The organism is Mesorhizobium sp. M1334, assembly GCF_040317995.1.
GTDB lineage: Bacteria > Pseudomonadota > Alphaproteobacteria > Rhizobiales > Rhizobiaceae > Mesorhizobium.
This window is the reverse complement of sequence record NZ_JAMYLM010000001.1, coordinates 444,923-462,844: the sequence shown is the minus strand read 5'-3', so window position 1 is coordinate 462,844 and position 17,922 is coordinate 444,923. Positions and strand designations below refer to the sequence as shown.

Sequence of the window (17,922 nt, the reverse complement as noted above, 5' to 3'; positions counted from 1 at the left end):
AAATCCTTATGCGGAATAGCGCTGGAAAATCAGCGTAGCGTTGGTGCCACCGAAACCGAACGAATTGGACAAAACAGTGTCGATCCTTGCGTCGTCGATGCGCTTGCGCACGATCGGCATGCCTTCGAATTCCGGATCGAGGTTCTCGATATGGGCGCTCTCGCCGATGAAGCCGCCTTGCATCATCAGGATCGAGTAGATCGATTCCTGCACGCCGGCCGCACCTAGCGAATGGCCGGTCAGCGATTTCGTCGATGTGATGAAAGGCATCTCCTCTCCGAACACCTCGCGGATGGCGCCCATTTCCTTGGAGTCGCCGACCGGCGTCGAGGTGCCGTGCGTATTGATGTAGTCGACTGGTGAAGTGACGGTCGCCATTGCCTGTCGCATGCAGCGTGCCGCGCCTTCGCCCGACGGCGCCACCATGTCGTAGCCGTCCGATGTGGCGCCATAGCCGACGATCTCGGCATAAATCTTGGCGCCGCGCGCTTTTGCGTGCTCGAGCTCTTCAAGAATCAGCACGCCGGCGCCGCCGGCAATGACGAATCCATCACGATCGACGTCGTAGGCGCGGGAGGCGACCGATGCCCTGTCGTTGAACTTGGACGACATGGCGCCCATGGCATCGAAGAGATCCGACATCGTCCAGTCGAGGTCCTCATGGCCGCCGGCGAAGACGATGTCCTGCTTGCCCCACTGGATCAGCTCGTAGCCATTGCCGATGCAATGCGCAGACGTCGAGCAGGCCGATGAGATGGAATAGTTGACGCCGTGGATCTTGAACCAGGTGGCAAGCGTCGCGGACGCGGTCGACGACATCGCTTTTGGCACCGCGAACGGGCCGATCCGCTTGGGGCTGCCGTTTTTGATCGTGGTCTCGGCCGCCTCGACGATTGCACGGGTCGACGGTCCGCCGGAGCCCATCACGATGCCGGTGCGCTCGTTGGTGATGTCGGTCTCGTCGAGGCCGGCATCTGCGATCGCCTGGTCCATCGCGACATGGTTCCAGGCAGCACCCTGCGACAGGAAGCGCATGGCGCGACGGTCGATCATGCCCGATGGATCCAGCGTCGGCGCACCCCACACCCGGCAACGGAAGCCATGCTCGGCGAAAGAGTCGGAGAAGCTGATGCCGGATCTGGCATCGTGCAGCGAGGTCTGCACCTCGTTGGCATTATTGCCTATCGACGACACGATGCCGAGACCTGTGACTACGACCCGTCTCATTCGCAACTCCTTCCAGCGCGGACCGAAACCTGAAATCGATTTCCGGAACGGAACCATGCGCAAAATTAAAGTGCTACAGCGTCCTTTGGACGTCCAAGACGTGGCACTGTAGGGTCTTCGTTCAGACGGCGGCCGATTGCTTGGAAAGACCGACCTTCAGATCCGTTGCCGCATATATGGGCTCGCCATCTGCCTTCAGCCAGCCATCGGCGATACCAAGCACAAGCCGACCGCGCATCACCCGCTTGAAGTCGACGCCATACTCCACCTTCTTGACCGTTGGCGTGACCATGCCTTTGAACCTCACCTCACCGGTCGACAGTGCCATCCCCTTGCCGGGTTCACCGAGCCATCCGAGATAGAACCCCGTCAACTGCCACATGGCGTCCAGGCCCAGGCATCCCGGCATGATCGGATTGCCGATGAAATGGCAGGCGAAAAACCACAAATCCGGCTTGATGTCGAACTCCGCGCGGATGAAACCCTTGTCGAACGCACCGCCAGTTTCGCTGATCTCGGTGATGCGGTCGAACATCAGCATCGGCGGATAGGGCAGCTGCGCATTTCCCGGTCCGAACAGCTCGCCGCGGGCGCAGGCAAGCAATTCCTCGTAACCGTAGCTGGATTTCGAACCCGCCATCAATCTCGTCCCCGTGATCGTCCCGGGCGAAAGGCGCCCTTGTCGGTGGTTTCCTAACACAATCTGTTTCAGGCCGGAAACCGGCGTTTGCGCTTAACCTGCCCGTCTGCCCGGGTCAATGCGCGCTATTGATCGCATTCGGTCGACAGAATATATGTCAGGACACGTCCAGTTTCGGCAGATGCTCAATTTCTGCCATTTTGGACGTGTCTGAGGCGGAACTGTGAGCGCGACGGATAGATGGATCTGGGTTGCCGGAAGGATAATGTCGCTGTGGACAAGCGGGTTCGCGAGGCCGGTCTGAGGCCGACACGCCAGCGCATCGCGCTGGCCGATCTGCTTTTCGCCAAAGGCGACCGCCATCTTTCGGCCGAGGAACTGCACGAGGAGGCGCTTGCTGCGGGCGTGCCGGTGTCTCTGGCCACCGTCTACAATGCTCTGCACCAGTTCACCCAGGCCGGTCTTCTGCGCATCCTTGCCGTCGAGGGATCGAAGACTTATTTCGACACCAACACCTCCGATCACCATCATTTCTATATCGAGGGCGAAAACAGGATCTTCGATATCGACAGCGGCCCGGTGACGGTTTCCAACCTGCCGGAACCGCCGGAAGGCATGGAGATCGCCAATGTCGATATCGTGGTGAGACTGCGTCCGAAACGCTGCGACTGACCGGCGCCTTATGAAATTCCTGGATTTGACGCTTCGGCTCGAATGGGTCGCAGTCGCGGTGGCGGCTCTTGTTTTCTATGCGATCGCTGGTGTTTCCTGGTGGTTATTTGCCGTGCTCATTCTGGCGCCCGACCTGTCGATGCTGGGCTACATGGCCGGGCCGCGCGTCGGGGCCGTCGCCTACAACGCCTTGCACATAATGATCTTGCCCGTTCTGCTGGCGCTTGTCGGCAACGTCTTTGACAATGCAATGGCGATGGCTGTTGCGCTGATCTGGATCGCCCACATCGCCGTTGATCGCGCTCTGGGATATGGCTTGAAGCTGTCGAGCAGCTTCCAGGATACCCATCTCGGCCGCATCGGCCGCTAAACTATCCCCGAACCGAAGATCAGCGAAACAAGTGCCGGATCCGGTGCTTGCCGTGCTGGCCCGACCTGCGGTCCAGAAACGTCAGTTCTTGACCTTTTCGCCGGGATAGGCACCCCAGACGAGCGACTGCGCGAGCCAGCCGGTATGACCGTCGAAGGTCATTTCGCACCACTGGCCATCGCAGGACTTGATCGTGCCCATCACCCCCGGTTCGAGGATCGCGATGACGCCAGCATCTTTTGCCGGATCGTCTAGGAGGTTGACGCGAGCGTCCTTGCCGCGCTGCCAGGGGGCGACGATCGCCGTGCGGCGGCCCGAAAGCAGCGACTGATTGATCCAGCCTTCCGAGCCGTCGGCATCGCGCACACGGCGCCACGTATCGAACTCCTGGATGATCTCCATCGGCAGGCCTGGCTTCATATACATCCAGTCGACGGAATAATTGACGCCCGGCCCAACGCGCGAGTTGACGCGGCCGGATTTCAGGCTGACGAAGCGCGGCAGCGGCAAGCCGCTTGGTCCGAGCGTGACGCTCTGGACGGGTGCCGCGGCACTTTGCGCCATCACCAGTGGGCTATGGATGAGAGCGCCGAGGAATGCTGCACTGAGGGTCAGGCGGAGCGACGCGAAACCAGACACTTTCGTTCCTTTCGGCGCCGGCCCATCGGCCTTCGCCCCTTTTTCTTTGTCTTCGGCGGAACCGCTTGTTACATGAATGACCGGTACCGCGATCGGCTCTCAGTTTCGCCGTTCTTGGTTAAAGAGGTCTCAACGAGATCGGGTTCGAGGAAACAATGGCAGGCAAAAAGAAGCCCCTCGTCATCATCACGCGCAAATTGCCCGACCCGGTCGAGACCCGCATGCGCGAGTTGTTCGACGCCCGCTTGAATGTCGAGGACAGGCCGATGACGCAGCCGGAATTGGTGGCGGCGGTCAAGGAGGCCGACGTGCTGGTGCCGACCGTGACCGACAATATCGATGCGGCGCTGATTGCCCAGGCTGGCGACAACCTCAAGCTGATCGCCAATTTTGGCAATGGCGTTGACAAGATCGATGTTGCGGCAGCGGCCAAGAAAGGCATCACCGTCACCAACACGCCGAACGTGTTGACCGAAGATACGGCCGACATGACGATGGCGCTAATGCTGGCCGTGCCGCGGCGGCTGGCCGAAGGCGCCAACGTGCTGACCGGCGACAAGAAATGGGCGGGCTGGTCGCCGACTTGGATGCTCGGCCGGCGCATCTGGGGCAAACGGCTCGGCATTGTCGGCATGGGTCGCATCGGCACCGCCGTCGCCAGGCGCGCCAAGGCCTTTGGCCTCTCGATCCACTACCACAACCGCCACCGCGTGCTTCCGGCAATCGAGGACGAGTTGGAAGCGACATATTGGGAAAGCCTCGACCAGATGCTCGCCCGCATGGACATTATCTCGGTCAATTGCCCATCGACACCGGCAACCTTCCACCTGCTTTCGGCGCGGCGGCTGGCGCTTCTGCAACCGTCAGCTTACATAGTCAACACCGCGCGCGGCGATATCATCGATGAGGAATCGCTGGTCAAGCTCATCCATGACGGCAAGATCGCCGGCGCCGGCCTTGACGTCTACGAGCACGAGCCGGCGCTGAACAGCAAGCTGCTGAAACTTGCCCACAAAGGCAAGGTCGTGCTGTTGCCGCATATGGGCTCGGCGACCCTCGAAGGGCGTATCGACATGGGCGAGAAGGTAATCATTAACATCCGCGCCTTCTTCGACGGTCATCGCCCGCCCGACCGCGTGCTGCCGCTGAGGGCGTGACCTGCCATCGCGCCGGCATGGTCTTGCCGCGGCAACCGCGCGTTCGTCTTTGGATAGCGTTTGCTTACGGGAAGCATCTTGCGCATGGTGATCGAGGTTGGCCGGTCGTAGCCCTTGTGCGCCGTCCGTTCGGTTTCACGAAAACCGAGGCGGGCAAAGGCTGCGTGATTTCCGGTCAGCTCGATCCGGGTCTGGAGCTCGATGGCGGTCCTGTTGTGGCTGCGGGCAAGATCTTCGACGGCCTGCATCAGCTGTTTTCCGACGCCTTGTCCCTGAAGCGTCGGCTCGACCGCGAGCTTTCCAATATAGAGGTCGTCTGCGCGCTTAAGGACAAAGACGCAACCGACGATCTCGTTTTCCTTCAGGGCCAGGAATGCTGTCTCCTCCAGCGCTCTAGCCCTGAGATTTTCAACGGTAAGTCGATGCGCCGAGGACGGCGGGTCAATGACGCCGTCCATGAAGGCGAAGGCGCGCATGATCAGAGCCAGGACCTCGTCCCAACGGTCAATATCGGCCGCAAGCTGCACAATGGAGACCTCGGCAGGCAGGCTCACGGGCTGGTTCGCTTGTAGCGGATCGTGTCGAAGCGTGCCGCCAGCGCATCGTAGAGCAGCAGTCGCCCGACCAGCGGCTCGCCAATCCCGGTGATCAGCTTGATCGCTTCCATTGCTTGCAGCGTGCCGATGACCCCGGTCAGCGCGCCGACAATGCCGGCCACCGCGCAGGACGGCACCAGTCCCGGCGGCGGTGCTTCGGGAAAAAGATCGCGGTAGCTTGGGTTCGACTTGCCGTCCGGGCCGGTCTCGAAAGGCTTCAATACGGTGACCGAGCCGTCGAAGCGGCCAACGGCGGCATGCACGAGCGGCCGGCTTTCGGCGGCGCAGGCATCGGCCACTGCGTAGCGTGTCTCGAAATTGTCGGAGCCGTCAACGACGATGTCATAACGGGCGATGAGGGCAGGGGCGGTGTCTGCGGTCAGCCTGAAATTATGCTCTTCCACGACGACGTTTGGATTGATGCGGGTGATCGCAGCCTTGGCACTGTCGGTCTTTGCCATGCCGACCATGTCCGTGCCGTGGATCACTTGTCGTTGCAAGTTGGAAAGCGAGACACTGTCGTCATCGACGATACCGAGCGTGCCAACGCCCGCAGCGGCGAGATATTCGAGCACCGGCGCACCCAATCCGCCGGCCCCGATGACCAGCACCCGCGCCCGCTTTAGCCGCTGCTGGCCGGCGCCGCCGATTTCGGGCAGCACTATGTGGCGGGCGTAGCGTTCGAGCTCTTCGTCGGTAAGGGCGGCTGCGATCATCCCCGGACCTTATAACGGAGGAAAAAACTTGTCAGGCATCAATACGTGCCGCTCAGAAATGCGCCATGGCCGAAGTTCAAATGGTCGGCCTGACCTTACCGTGATCTACGGTCAGGAACTGTGCTCGTCCCTTGAGGCTGTCAAACAACGCGGCATCGGTCCCGGTCATGAAGGCCTGGCAGTTCAGTTCCTCCAGGATCGAGAACAAGGCCGCCCGTCGACCGCCGTCGAGATGGGCGGCAATCTCGTCGAGCAGCAGGATCGGCGTCATGCCCGATATTTCGCCGGTTAGCCGCGCGTGCGATAAGACGATGCCGACCAGCAGCGCCTTCTGCTCGCCGGTCGAACAGAGCTCGGCTGGCATCGCTTTGGGCCGGTGGCGCACCACAAGGTCGGTACGGTGCGGGCCGTCGAGCGTGCGCCCGGCGGTGCGGTCGCGGTCGCGCCCCTGGGCAAGGGCGCGACGGAACCGTTCCTCTACGTCGACGGCCGGTAAAATACCGATTTCGCCTTCCAGTTCGCCCGAGATGCCGATGTCGGCTTGCGGAAACGGTCCGTCGCCGGGCAGCCGGTCGATCATGGCGGCGAGCAGGCGCACCAGTTCGGCACGCGCCGCGGCAATTGCCACGCCGGTCTCGGCCATTTGCATCTCGATCGCATCGAACCACGCACTGTCGCGCGAACCGTCGGCGAGCAGCCTGTTGCGGCCGCGCATTGCCTTTTCGTAGTCAAGCGCGCGCTGGCCGTGGCCGGGATCGATCGCAAGCACCAGCCGGTCGAGGAAGCGCCGACGATCGGCCGCCGGCCCGGGGAACAGGCCGTCCATAGCCGGTGTCAACCAGACCACGCGCAGCCATTCCAGCATGTCTTCGGCTGAGCGTGCCGCCGCGCCGTTGATCCGCACTCGCCGGCCGCCTTCGCCGTCGCTGCCCGCTATTCCGGTACCGATCTCGACCTGGCCTTCCGGCCCGTCAAGCCGGGCATGCAGAGCAAAGCCACCGTCGCCGCCTTCGCGCGCCACCTCGACATAGGGTGCGCGGCGCAAGCCGCGGCCAGGCGTGAGCAGCGAGATCGCTTCAAGCAGATTGGTTTTTCCGGCGCCATTGTCGCCGGAAAAAACCACGGCGCCGGGATCAAGGTCGATTGCCAACGCCGCATAGTTGCGGAAATTCGTAAGTGTGAGCTTACTTATGTAGGTCTGCTGCGGTTTTGCAGATTTGGTCACGGCAGCAAGATGGCCCCGTTCGGGCCCTACACCCGCATCGGCATCAGCACGTAGAGCGCGGTCTCGTCGGCCATATCGTGGATCAGCGTCGGGGAGCCGGCATCCGCCAGCATGAACTTCGCCTCCGTGCCGGTCAGTTGCGCGGCAACGTCGAGCAGGTATTTGGCGTTGAAGCCGATCTCGATCGGATCAGACGAATAGTCGGCCGCCAGTTCCTCGGTGGCACTGCCCGAATCCGGGTTGTTGACCGCAAGCGTGACCTGTCCTTCGGCGATCGAAAGCTTCACCGCCCGGCCGCGTTCGGACGAAATGGTCGAAACGCGATCGACGGCAGCGGCGAAACTCTGGCGATCCATAATCAGCTTCTTGTCGTTGCCGGTCGGAATGACGCGCTGGTAGTCCGGGAAAGTGCCGTCGATCAGCTTGGAGGTCAAGATAACGCTGCCGATGGTGAAACGGATCTTGGTGTCGGACAACTCGGTGGTGACTGCAACATCGGGATCGTCGACCAGCTTTTGCAGTTCGCTGACCGTCTTTCGCGGGATGATGACGCCAGGCATACCCTCAGAGCCTGCCGGCGCATCGATCTCGGCGCGCGCCAGCCGGTGGCCGTCGGTCGCGACAGAGCGCAGCTTCAGCTTGCCGCCGGTCTCGTGCGTGTGCAGATAAATGCCGTTCAGATAATAGCGCGTCTCCTCGGTCGAGATGGCAAACTGGGTCTTTTCGATGAGGCCCTTTAGTCCGACGGAATCGAGCCGGAAAATATGCGAGAACGACCCGGCTGAAAGTTCGGGAAAGTCGGACTGCGGCAGACACTGCAGGCGGAAGCTCGAGCGCCCCGACGTCACCGTCATGGCGTTGCCGTCTTCGTCGGTCTTCAGCGCCACCTCCGCGCCGTCGGCAAGCTTGCGCACGATGTCGTAGAGCAGATGCGCCGGGACCGTTGTCGCCCCGCCGCGTTCGACCTTTGCCGGCGTCGCTTCGGTCACCTCCAGGTCGAGGTCGGTCGCCTTCATTTCAAGGCTGGCCCCCTCGGCGCTGAGCAGCACGTTCGACAGGATCGGAATGGTGTTGCGCCGCTCGACCACGCGGTGAACATGGTTGAGAGACTTCAGGAGATTTGACCGTTCCAGGATAACACGCATGACGAAACAGGCTCGCTTGAATGAATGAACGGGTCTCCGGCAAGCGGCGCCCCGCGAAAGGTCTGAACAGGCTCAGAATCTGCGTAAACTGACAGGAAAAACCCGGCAAACGCAAGCCCGCGCCACCGGTTCGGACCGGCTGCGCGGGCTTTCTGGGGATAAAAAGGCCGAAGTTCGCGAGCCGGCGTTTTTCGGGCCATCAGGCCTGGTCGTTGATCAGCCTTCTCAGCAATTCGAGTTCCTGCGCCAGTGTGTTGTCGGCACCGGAAAGATCCTCGATTTTGCGCACCGCATGCAGCACGGTCGTATGGTCGCGGCCGCCGAACCGCCGCCCGATCTCCGGGAGCGAGCGCGGCGTCAACACCTTCGACAGATACATAGCGACCTGCCGCGGCTTGACGATGGTGCGTGTGCGCCGGTTGGACAGCAGTTCGGTCTTCGACACGTTGTAGTGGCGCGCGACGATGCGCTGGATGTCCTCGATACGCACCCGCTTCGGTTCACCCGAACGATAGATGTGGCCGAGGATCTCGTCGATGCGGTCAATGGTGATCTGCGGTTCGAAGGATTGGCGAAACAAAAGCTGGTTGAAGGCACCTTCGAGCTCGCGCCCGCTGCCGGTCACCGTGCGGGCGACGTGGTTGAGTATCTCTTCGGAAATATCCAGCGACGCATCGTCGAGCTTGGCGGTGGCAAGCCTGAGCTTGAGCATACCGATACGCATTGCGAAATCCGGGGCCGACATTTCCAGCGCGACGCCGCCGTTGAGGCGCGAGCGGACGCGTGGCTCCAGCGACTCCAATTCGGACGGCGGCCGGTCGGCAGCGACCACCACCTGCTTGGCGCTGTCGAGCAGCATGTTGATCAAATGGCAGAATTCGTGCTGGATCGACTTGCCCTGCAGGAACTGCATGTCGTCGATGATGAGGAGGTCGATGTCGCGCAGCTGTTCTTTCAGCGTCAGTGCGTTGTTGTCGCGGATCGCGGTGGCGAACCGCCACATGAAATACTCAGCCGTAAGATAGACGACCCGCGATTTCGGATTCTGCTTCAGCGATTCTGCGGCGATCGCCTGCAACAGATGCGTTTTGCCCAGCCCGACCGTCGCGTGAAGAAAGAGCGGATTGAAACGCACCGCGCTCGACTGCGATTCCGCGACCGCCTTGGCGGCGGCAAAAGCCACTCGGTTCGATGGTCCTTCGATGAAGGAGGTGAAAGTGTAGCGTGGATCGAGCGGCGAACCGAGAACATTGTGCCGGAACTCGGTTTCTGCCGGCATCCCCGGGCGGGTTGCCGGGACCCGTTCGACCCTGCTGGGGCTCGCCGTGCCCGCAGAGAGCGCGGTTTGCGTCTGCCTGGTCATCTTGCGCGCCGGCGCCACTTCTGGCTCGACGCTGTTGCGGCCCTGCCGTGTGGCGGTGCGAACCACGATCTCGATCTTGAGGATCTCCGGATCCTCGTGCTTCCACAACTCGGTGATGAGATCGAGATAGTGGCCGTTGATCCATGAACGCAGGAATGCGGTTGGCACTGAGATGCGGACAATGCCCTTAGAGGATTCAGCGACCTTCATGCGCCCGAACCAGCTCGAATAGACCTCGGTTCCCAGACGCGCCTTCAACTGGGCCTTGACCCGATCGAACTTCTGTTCAGCTTCATTGGAAGCCGCCATGTCGTTCCTTCCGACTAACGTTCCAGGAAATGGGAGGTCGCCTGTAAGCTCCCTTTCGATGCCGCCGCTCTGCATGATCGAGTTCCTTGTCTCTTGTACCTGTTTTCCGCCGGGGATGCGCCTCCTGCATCCATGTTTCCGGCGACCGTGTCTTCGCTGCGACACCATCGCCGCCGCCGGCTGATGAATCGCCTCGTTGTCGGTCCGGCGCCGAAGCGCCGATCCGCTTTGGTCATGTCAGGGCAACAAAATGCCGTCCGGCGAAAAACCGCCGGCGCACCGTCGACCTGCCATGTACAATTACGCCAGTCCCCTACCGTATCGAAAAGACAAACCAACCCCGTCCGCGGAGTTGAATCCGCGCTGTAAACTCTGCCAATTTGAGCTGGCCGGTTTCAGGCTGGTCAAGGGCCAAGGGCCCATCCCTTCGATGGACAGACATTACCGAAATCGCTGTGGATAGGGCAAGGCCACCCCTAACGGATTTTTAAGGAATCTGACTAGCAAGGGACGTTTCGAACGCCATGCTGCAATAGTTGATTTTGACAAAGCCATTGTGATTCAAACCCTTTTCCGGCGAATATGAAAAAGGCCACACAACGCGAAATTTTCTGAAATAATTCACTTGACAGCCAATTGTCGCCTATCGGCCGCAGCTGATGTGAACAAGCTGTGGATCACCATCGGTAAGCTTCTGAAAGGAAACGGTAATCCGTGACGCTCGGAAATTTTCGTATTGGCGGTTTCGGAGGCTCCGAATATGAGCGGGCATGTATATGCCGGCAAAGCATTTCGAACTTTGAAATGCTCGCGGAGCGCCATTTTGCGGGCTTTCTTTTAAGTACTTGCCGGCAAACGAAAAAACCCGGCGCGATTGGCCGGGTTTGAAGTAGCGCAGTTCAGGAATGGATATATCAGGCTGACAGCACCTTGACCCGTTGGGCCAACCGCGACACCTTGCGCGATGCCGTGTTCTTGTGCACCACGCCCTTGGTCGCGGCGCGCATCAGTTCCGGCTCGGCCACCTTGAAGGCAGCCTGTGCGGCCGCCTTGTCGCCAGCCGCGAGCGCCTCTTCGACCTGGCGGATGTAGGTTCGGACGCGGGAGCGGCGGTTCTTGTTGATCGCTGCGCGACGGGCGATCTTGCGCGTTGCCTTTTTGGCCGAGGAGGTATTGGCCATGGTGCCTCTCTTCTGATCTGGTGGGCGCTTGCGGGATACCGCGGGGCGCAAAAAACAAACGGGCAGCCACAGGGCCGCCTCGGTTGTTGCGGCTTATAGTTCAGCTTTTCCGGCACGTCAACGCTGCAGTGTTTTCTTTTTGACCGGTGCCTCGTCATCTCATCGGTTCGTGAAATTCGGCTTCCGCTTGCCGGTGAAGGCCGCCATGCCTTCCTTCTGGTCATCCAGCGCAAACAGCGAATGAAACAGCCGGCGCTCGAACCGCAGACCCTCGGTGAGCGTCGTCTCATAGGCGCGGTTGACGGCCTCCTTCGCCATCATCACCGACGGCAAGGAAAAATCGGCGATCTTCGCCGCTGCCTTAAGCGCTTCCTCGATCAACTCGCCGGCTGGCACGACGCGCGAGACAAGGCCGGAACGCTCGGCCTCGGCTGCGTCCATCATTCGCCCCGTCAGGCACATATCCATCGCCTTGGACTTGCCGACGAAACGGGTCAGGCGCTGCGATCCGCCCATGCCGGGAATGACGCCCAGCGTGATCTCGGGTTGGCCAAACTTGGCGGTGTCGGCGGCGATGATGAAGTCGCACATCATCGCCAGTTCGCAGCCGCCCCCCAGCGCATAGCCCGCCACCGCCGCGATGATCGGCTTTCGTGCCCGCGTAAATTCTTCCCAGCCGACGAAGAAATCCTGCACATAAGCATCCACGTAGGAGATCGACTGCATTTCCTTGATATCGGCACCTGCCGCGAAAGCCTTCTCCGAACCAGTGATGACCATGGCGCCAATGTCGGCATTGGCGCCCATGCTGTTCACCGAGGCGACCAGTTCCGCCAGCACTTGTGAATTCAGCGCGTTGAGCGCCTGCGGCCGGTTCAGCGTAATCAGCCCGACCTTGCCGCGGGTTTCGACGATGATGGTTTCATAGCCCATGCTTTGCTCCTCCTCGCTTCTGGTTTAAGCCTGACAGGCCCGGCAGTGGAAAGTCGAACGACCGCTTTGCACGATACGCTCGATGTGGCCGCCACAACCAGGCTTGGAGCAGGCTTCGCCCTCGCGATCGTAAACCGCGAAGGAATGCTGGAAGTAGCCCAGCGATCCATCGGTCTGCATATAGTCGCGCAACGACGAGCCGCCGGCGGCGATCGCATCGGCGACGACCGAGCGGATAGCTTCGGCCAGGCGTTCGCTCTGCTCTTTGGCTTTCTTGCCGGCTCTCGCGAGGGTGCCCGCTTCGCGCAGCGGCGACAGGCCGGCCCGCCAAAGCGCTTCCGAGACGTAGATATTGCCTAGCCCGGCAATTAGCCTCTGGTCCAGAAGTGCCGCTTTCAGCGGTGACTTGCGACCTTTCAGCAACGAAGCGAGCAGCGTGCCGTCCAGTGCGTTGCCTGTAGGCTCGACGCCTAATCCCGCCAGCATCGGATGCATGTCGGGCTCGCCTTCCGAAAACAGCATGAACCCGAAGCGGCGCGGGTCGTTGAAGATCACGCGAGAGCGGACGCCGGCAGGGGATGCGATGTCGAAGACGACGTGATCGTGAGCAGTGTTTTTCGAACGTTCGTGGTGGAACGCGCCGGGCGTTGCGCTCTCGTCGGCCGTTTCGATGCGAAACGAACCCGACATGCCGAGATGGCAGATCAGAACCGGGCCGTTGTCCATGTGCATTGTCAGATATTTGGCACGGCGGCCGAGCGCAGCAATCGTCTTGCCGGTCAGCCGCTCCGAAAATCTCGCGGGGAACGGAAACCGCAAATCCGGCCGGCGTGCCTCGACACCGACAATGCGGGCACGTTCAAGGGCCGGCTGCAGACCGCGCCTGACCGTCTCTACCTCCGGCAGCTCAGGCATGGGCGCCTATCATCGCATGGAAGGAGGTGCCGTAAGGGCCGCGCGCTAGCCCGAGATGTTCGGCCACGGTTTCGCCGATGTCGGCAAATGTCATCCTCAGTCCGATGTCTGCGCCTTTGAAACCCGGCCGTGTCCCGATAACCGGAATCCGCTCGCGCGTGTGGTCGGTGCCGCGCCACGTCGGATCGTTGCCGTGATCGGCGGTCAAAATGAGCAGATCGCCTGACCTCAGCCGTGCGAACGCCTCGGGGAGGCGCCGGTCGAAAGCCTCGAGCGCGGCGGCATACCCCACAACGTCGCGCCGATGCCCGAACTCGGTGTCGAAGTCGACAAAGTTCGCGAAGACGAGGTCGCCGTCGCGCGCGTCTTCCATGGCGCCGAGCGCTTTGTCGAACATCGCCATGTTGCCGGCAGCCTTGCGGACTTCCGAGATGCCCCGATGGGCGAAAATGTCGCCGATCTTGCCGACTGCGATAACTCGGCTGCCGCGCGCCGTCAGCCGGTCGAGCAGCGTCGGTTCCGGCGGCGGTACGGCATAGTCGCGACGATTATGCGTTCGCTCGAACGTGGCGGCGGTTTCACCGATAAACGGCCGCGCGATAACTCGGCCGATATTCAGCGGATCGACGAGCCTGCGCACCACCTTGCAGAACTCGTAAAGCCGTTCCAGGCCGAAATGAACCTCGTGCGCGGCGATCTGCAGGACGGAGTCGATCGAGGTGTAGCAGATCGGCTTGCCGGTACGGATATGGTCTTCGCCGAACCGTTCGATAATCGCGGTGCCCGGAGCATGGCAATTGCCGAGGATGCCGGGCACCTTCCCTTCACGCACCATTGCTTCGGTCAACTCGGCCGGAAAGGCCGGAATCGTGTCCGGGAAGTAACCCCAGTCGAAACGGACCGGCAGGCCGGCTATTTCCCAATGACCCGATGGCGTGTCCTTGCCGCTCGAAACCTCTTGGGCCGCGCCGTGAAAGGCGGCGGCAAGCGGCGCACTGCCGACATTCTCGAACCTGAAACCCGTCGCCGTTGCCGCGGCCTGGCCGAGGCCGAGCGAAAGCATGTTTGGTACAAGAAGGGGCCCGTCACGCAGGCCTTCGCGATCGGCGCGGCCTTCCGCGCAGGCCCGCGCGATGTGTGCGAACGTATTGGAGCCGGTGTCGCCATAGCGTTCGGCATCGGCCGCGCCGCCGATGCCGAAGGAGTCCAGGACAAAAAGGAAGGCGCGTGCCATCGAAAGGTTCATCATTGCCTGTGTGTTGGCTCAGACATAGGGTTCCGCGTCGCCATTGGCAATTCGGAAACCCAAACAGCACGGTTGGCATGCTGGTCCCGGAGAGACGAATCGCGGCATGGTCGATCTGCGGATGGAAATGCGCGGCGCGGAGCTCGCATGAGGCTTGCCCTGACAGCATTCGCCGCCGTACTGGCTTTGCTGCTGGAGGGGTCTTGCGCAAACCTGGCGCGCGCCGATTGGCGCTATGTTATCGGAACGTTCCGTATCGGTATCGTCGCCGAACCGTTGCCGGTCCGAGGGACGATGTGCCGGCTGCAGCCATCGTGCGTGTAGTCTCGGCCCGCGGTTGCAAGCAATAGCAACAGACCGGTTAGCGGGCTTCAGGCGTCAGCAATCGCTGCACGGAATGGTCGGGCTCCTGCGCGGCCGCAGATAATAAGTTTCCGCCATCGATATCGAATTGAAGACCGAGCTCAACCCGAACCGGCTTTGGCCGTCCGCCGACCAGGTGATAATTGGCTTGTAGGCGAGATCGCTCTCGACCCGAATGAGGAAAGTGCCTTTGATCTTGAGCGCGCTCGGGACCGTTGTGGTGGAATCCTTGACCGCGTCGAGGCTAGAGACGCCATCCACCAGTTTGCGCGACCACACGACCAGGACTTTCGGCGTCGTCTCGTTCGTCACCTGTATCGCCGTGATAATGATCTTCGGTTTCGAGCGGTTGTAGGGCTGGAGCGTGGAACTGCCGATCGCCATGATGGCATCGACATCGGCCGCCTTGATGGTCTGCTGCTGTGTGACGAGGTCCGCTACCATGCTGCCGATGCGGCTGACCTTCTTGCTGGTCTCGATGGCTTGCGAGGCCTCCATTGTCATAAAGTACATGATCAACAGGACAGGCACGATGAGGGCAAACTCGACGGCCGCAATACCGCGGCGGTCCGAGCAAAGCCGGATCGCTCTTGTACAAATCCCTGCGATGCCCAGCTGTGCCCCCGCACGAATCATGGCTTTGCCCTTTTCAAGCGACTAGGTGGTTCAGTTGTCGAACGGCTCGTTTTGCCAAGTGATCGAGGCGAAATGCAGCGTTTTGCCGTCCTTCAGATTGGCCATCGACTTGGCCATGAAGTCGGTCATCACCGGCCATTTGTAAAAAACCCGCAGCATGTTTCTCGACTCCGCCAGGCCCGGTGCGACCGTGAAGGTCTGTGTGCTCGTGCCCTTGGTCAGCACGACGTCGCCATCCTGGATCTTGAAACCGGCCAGCGCCGCATCGGCGAAGGTCGGATATTCGCGCAAGTCCACCAGCAATCCGGGACAGGTCTTGGCGACCATGATCTCCAATTTGGTGCAGATCATATCCCGCAGCTTGGTGCCGGACACATCGGCCGGTCTTAGCTGGCCGGTACGCAACTGGCGCGCGATGTCGTCTGTGGCGTTTGCCATCACTTCCTGTGCGGCAAAAGAAATGCAGCTCTCCAGTATGGCGAATACGAGAAGCGCGAAAGGAATTGCAAGCATTGCGAATTCGATCGCCGTGCTTCCGCGGCGGTCGCCCAAAAACCGTCTTGGAGAACCTACTCGTCCAGCCTTGCTCATGTCCTCTGCCCGCCGATGCCGCTTCTGTATCGGTCCCACCCTTAGTCGGAACCGATTGAAGTCCGGTTGGAATGACCGTTAAATTCAACGGGAAGGCCTTAACCCGGCCATAACCGAAGCACGTTCTCGCCAAAGACGGAGACGTCGGCTAGCTCTTATGACCGTGGTCAAGAATGATGGATGAACTTTTTCGCCCTATGCCTTTTGCCACAGGTTTGCCCTTCGTTGATGGGGCAGCACGGAGACGGGATGGGCCTTGAGACGACGGTTGATCCAGCTCTTATCCGCGGGTTGGTTACCGCACTTCCGTAATTCGTCCTGGGCTATCCCTGTCTAATATCGGGCGTTGGGCTGATGCCCAGCCACATAGTTAGCACGGGAGTTCCCCACCGTGGCTACATCCCGTCGCCGTGCTGCCCGGTTTTTTGCCGGAAGATCCGGGCGCGGGCAGAGCCCCTCAATCCGGCGGCGCCCGCGCCAAGGGGACGCTTGCCGGGATCCTGATCTTCGGTGAAGAAGCGCGCTGCATTTCAGTTGACCGGTTCGATCTGGTGGCCGATGGCCCACAGGAACGCCGCCATCTCGCGCGCGACCGCCGCAACCACGATGGGTGCCTTCTTGCCGGCAGCCGTCATGCGCCGGTAGCGGGCGCAAAGCCGGGTCTGCGCCCTCCAGGCGATCTCGCGCACGGCCTTCGGCAGGCCCTCGAGCCGGACCCGAATGGTCTCCGTCACCCTGGCCGGATAGCGATAGCTCCAGGCGCCCTCCACCAGGACGCGACGCGCCCGCCGGTTGCCGGCCAGCGTCAGGCCGCCACGCTTTACTGTGTCGCCGGTCGAGCGCTCCGAGGGCACCAGGCCGAGAAAGGCCATCAACTGCCGCGGAGTGTCGAAGCGGCGGACATCGCCGACTTCGCTGACAAAGGTGACGGCGACGATGAAGGACACACCACGCAGCGCCTGATAGGCCGCCACCACCGGCGCCATCGACCAGCTCGGCACCAGCTCAGCCAACTGCGCATCCAGCCGCTCCAGCCGGTCCTGCGCATCGGTGATCACGTCGACCTGGTCCTGGAACACGATCTGCTGGGCCGGATGGTCGAACTTTTGCGCCGCCAGCCAGCGGGCATGGGCCCGGGTCCAGTTCTTGCAACCGGTAAAGACCCGGCCATGGCGCAGCAGGAACGAAAGCAGCATCTGGCGCTTCTTGCGCAGATCCTCGCTCGCCGCGGACCGCACCCGCACCATGTCGCGCACCGCTTCATGCACCGCATCTGGAACCCAGATTCCCTTCAGTTCGCCCGCCCGCAGCAGCCGCGCCAGACTGACCGCATCGCGCCGGTTCGTCTTGACGCGCTCGCCCGGGCGCTTGGGGATCAGCGACGGCGCAACGACATCGCAGCGCTGACCGAGCTCGACGATCTGCCGGTAAAGCCCGTAGCCGGTCGGGCCGGCTTCGTAGCAGAAATGCAGGCGGGGATGCTTTTTCTCCAGCTTGCGCACGAAGCGCTCGACCGCCGCCGGCCTCGCCTCGATCTCGCCGAAATACCGGACCTCCCCATGCCGTCCGCCCTCGGCAACCGCAATTGCGTGCTTGGCTTTCGACACATCGACACCGACGTAAAAAACGTTATCTTGCTCCATGGCCCGTCCTTTCTTCGCTTGGGGCTCGGCTCGGCACTCCCGAGCAACCCCCGTTTGCTTAACAGCTGCAAAGACTAAGGGCGGGCCGCCGCTCAGACCACGGTCATAACGTCTTATGACCGTGGTCAAGAATGATGGATGAACTTTTTCGCCCTATGCCTTTTGCCACAGGTTTGCCCTTCGTTGATGGGGCAGCACGGAGACGGGATGGGCCTTGAGACGACGGTTGATCCAGCTCTTATCCGCGGGTTGGTTACCGCACTTCCGTAATTCGTCCTGGGCTATCCCTGTCTAATATCGGGCGTTGGGCTGATGCCCAGCCACATAGTTAGCACGGGAGTTCCCCACCGTGGCT

General features: G+C 61.5%; 17 protein-coding genes and 1 pseudogene. 3 read left to right on the top strand and 15 right to left on the bottom strand.

What is annotated here, in order from left to right; all coding sequences use genetic code 11:
• Positions 1 to 6: 6 nt before the first annotated feature.
• Both fabB and fabA read right to left on the bottom strand, forming a co-directional pair.
• Positions 7 to 1,227 carry a beta-ketoacyl-ACP synthase I gene (gene fabB, locus NKH17_RS02245; RefSeq protein WP_352475968.1) on the bottom strand — a complete coding sequence of 407 codons (1,221 nt, stop codon included), beginning with the start codon at positions 1,225 to 1,227 and terminating at the stop codon, positions 7 to 9.
• Between the two features lie 121 nt (positions 1,228 to 1,348).
• Positions 1,349 to 1,867, bottom strand: coding sequence for a 3-hydroxyacyl-[acyl-carrier-protein] dehydratase FabA (gene fabA, locus NKH17_RS02240; RefSeq protein WP_352506149.1), 519 nt, complete (start codon positions 1,865 to 1,867; stop codon positions 1,349 to 1,351).
• Between the two features lie 240 nt (positions 1,868 to 2,107).
• Here fabA and irrA point away from each other — a divergent pair, with 240 nt between their 5' ends.
• Together irrA and NKH17_RS02230 are read left to right on the top strand one after the other, a co-directional pair.
• A complete protein-coding gene (gene irrA / locus NKH17_RS02235) occupies positions 2,108 to 2,539 on the top strand; it encodes an iron response transcriptional regulator IrrA (protein ID WP_023676913.1) in 432 nt (143 codons plus the stop codon).
• A 10-nt stretch (positions 2,540 to 2,549) separates the two neighbouring features.
• Positions 2,550 to 2,909: a DUF4260 domain-containing protein gene (locus tag NKH17_RS02230; protein WP_352898566.1), complete on the top strand. Its 360-nt coding sequence runs from the start codon at positions 2,550 to 2,552 to the stop codon at positions 2,907 to 2,909.
• An 81-nt stretch (positions 2,910 to 2,990) separates the two neighbouring features.
• Here NKH17_RS02230 and NKH17_RS02225 read toward each other — a convergent pair whose 3' ends face one another.
• The gene (locus tag NKH17_RS02225) at positions 2,991 to 3,548 is read right to left on the bottom strand and encodes an SH3 domain-containing protein (protein ID WP_352898564.1); all 558 of its coding nucleotides are present in this window, start codon (positions 3,546 to 3,548) and stop codon (positions 2,991 to 2,993) included.
• Between the two features lie 155 nt (positions 3,549 to 3,703).
• Between NKH17_RS02225 and NKH17_RS02220 the strand changes: the two genes are divergently transcribed.
• The gene (locus NKH17_RS02220; protein WP_254816279.1) at positions 3,704 to 4,705 is read left to right on the top strand and encodes a 2-hydroxyacid dehydrogenase; all 1,002 of its coding nucleotides are present in this window, start codon (positions 3,704 to 3,706) and stop codon (positions 4,703 to 4,705) included.
• A 71-nt stretch (positions 4,706 to 4,776) separates the two neighbouring features.
• On the opposite strand, the pseudogene NKH17_RS02215 reads toward NKH17_RS02220, so the two are convergent.
• From NKH17_RS02215 to NKH17_RS02160, 12 genes and pseudogenes are all read right to left on the bottom strand, one after another.
• Positions 4,777 to 5,259, bottom strand: a pseudogene (locus tag NKH17_RS02215) (GNAT family N-acetyltransferase); the annotation flags it as partial.
• Positions 5,256 to 6,017, bottom strand: a complete 762-nt coding sequence (locus NKH17_RS02210; protein ID WP_352898562.1) for a molybdopterin-synthase adenylyltransferase MoeB — start codon at positions 6,015 to 6,017, stop codon at positions 5,256 to 5,258. The pseudogene NKH17_RS02215 and the gene NKH17_RS02210, both read right to left, overlap by 4 nt.
• 76 nt (positions 6,018 to 6,093) lie before the next feature.
• Positions 6,094 to 7,242, bottom strand: coding sequence for a DNA replication/repair protein RecF (gene recF / locus NKH17_RS02205; protein WP_352970000.1), 1,149 nt, complete (start codon positions 7,240 to 7,242; stop codon positions 6,094 to 6,096).
• A gap of 26 nt (positions 7,243 to 7,268) precedes the next feature.
• Entirely contained in the window at positions 7,269 to 8,387 is a 1,119-nt protein-coding gene (gene dnaN, locus NKH17_RS02200; RefSeq protein WP_352898560.1) for a DNA polymerase III subunit beta, read from the bottom strand.
• A gap of 199 nt (positions 8,388 to 8,586) precedes the next feature.
• Positions 8,587 to 10,059: a chromosomal replication initiator protein DnaA gene (dnaA, locus tag NKH17_RS02195; RefSeq protein ID WP_352702317.1), complete on the bottom strand. Its 1,473-nt coding sequence runs from the start codon at positions 10,057 to 10,059 to the stop codon at positions 8,587 to 8,589.
• A 914-nt stretch (positions 10,060 to 10,973) separates the two neighbouring features.
• Complete coding sequence (gene rpsT, locus NKH17_RS02190) at positions 10,974 to 11,240, bottom strand: 30S ribosomal protein S20 (RefSeq protein ID WP_023676922.1); 267 nt, start codon at positions 11,238 to 11,240, stop codon at positions 10,974 to 10,976.
• A gap of 159 nt (positions 11,241 to 11,399) precedes the next feature.
• Positions 11,400 to 12,173: an enoyl-CoA hydratase gene (locus NKH17_RS02185; protein WP_352898557.1), complete on the bottom strand. Its 774-nt coding sequence runs from the start codon at positions 12,171 to 12,173 to the stop codon at positions 11,400 to 11,402.
• Between the two features lie 24 nt (positions 12,174 to 12,197).
• Complete coding sequence (mutM, locus tag NKH17_RS02180) at positions 12,198 to 13,088, bottom strand: bifunctional DNA-formamidopyrimidine glycosylase/DNA-(apurinic or apyrimidinic site) lyase (RefSeq protein WP_352898554.1); 891 nt, start codon at positions 13,086 to 13,088, stop codon at positions 12,198 to 12,200.
• Positions 13,081 to 14,322, bottom strand: coding sequence for a phosphopentomutase (locus NKH17_RS02175; RefSeq protein WP_352898552.1), 1,242 nt, complete (start codon positions 14,320 to 14,322; stop codon positions 13,081 to 13,083). The genes mutM and NKH17_RS02175 overlap by 8 nt, the downstream gene beginning before the upstream one ends.
• 390 nt (positions 14,323 to 14,712) lie before the next feature.
• Positions 14,713 to 15,333: a TadE/TadG family type IV pilus assembly protein gene (locus NKH17_RS02170; protein WP_352898550.1), complete on the bottom strand. Its 621-nt coding sequence runs from the start codon at positions 15,331 to 15,333 to the stop codon at positions 14,713 to 14,715.
• A 30-nt stretch (positions 15,334 to 15,363) separates the two neighbouring features.
• Complete coding sequence (locus tag NKH17_RS02165; RefSeq protein WP_352898548.1) at positions 15,364 to 15,924, bottom strand: TadE/TadG family type IV pilus assembly protein; 561 nt, start codon at positions 15,922 to 15,924, stop codon at positions 15,364 to 15,366.
• Between the two features lie 530 nt (positions 15,925 to 16,454).
• Positions 16,455 to 17,567: an IS110 family RNA-guided transposase gene (locus NKH17_RS02160; protein WP_352969993.1), complete on the bottom strand. Its 1,113-nt coding sequence runs from the start codon at positions 17,565 to 17,567 to the stop codon at positions 16,455 to 16,457.
• Positions 17,568 to 17,922: the final 355 nt, after the last annotated feature.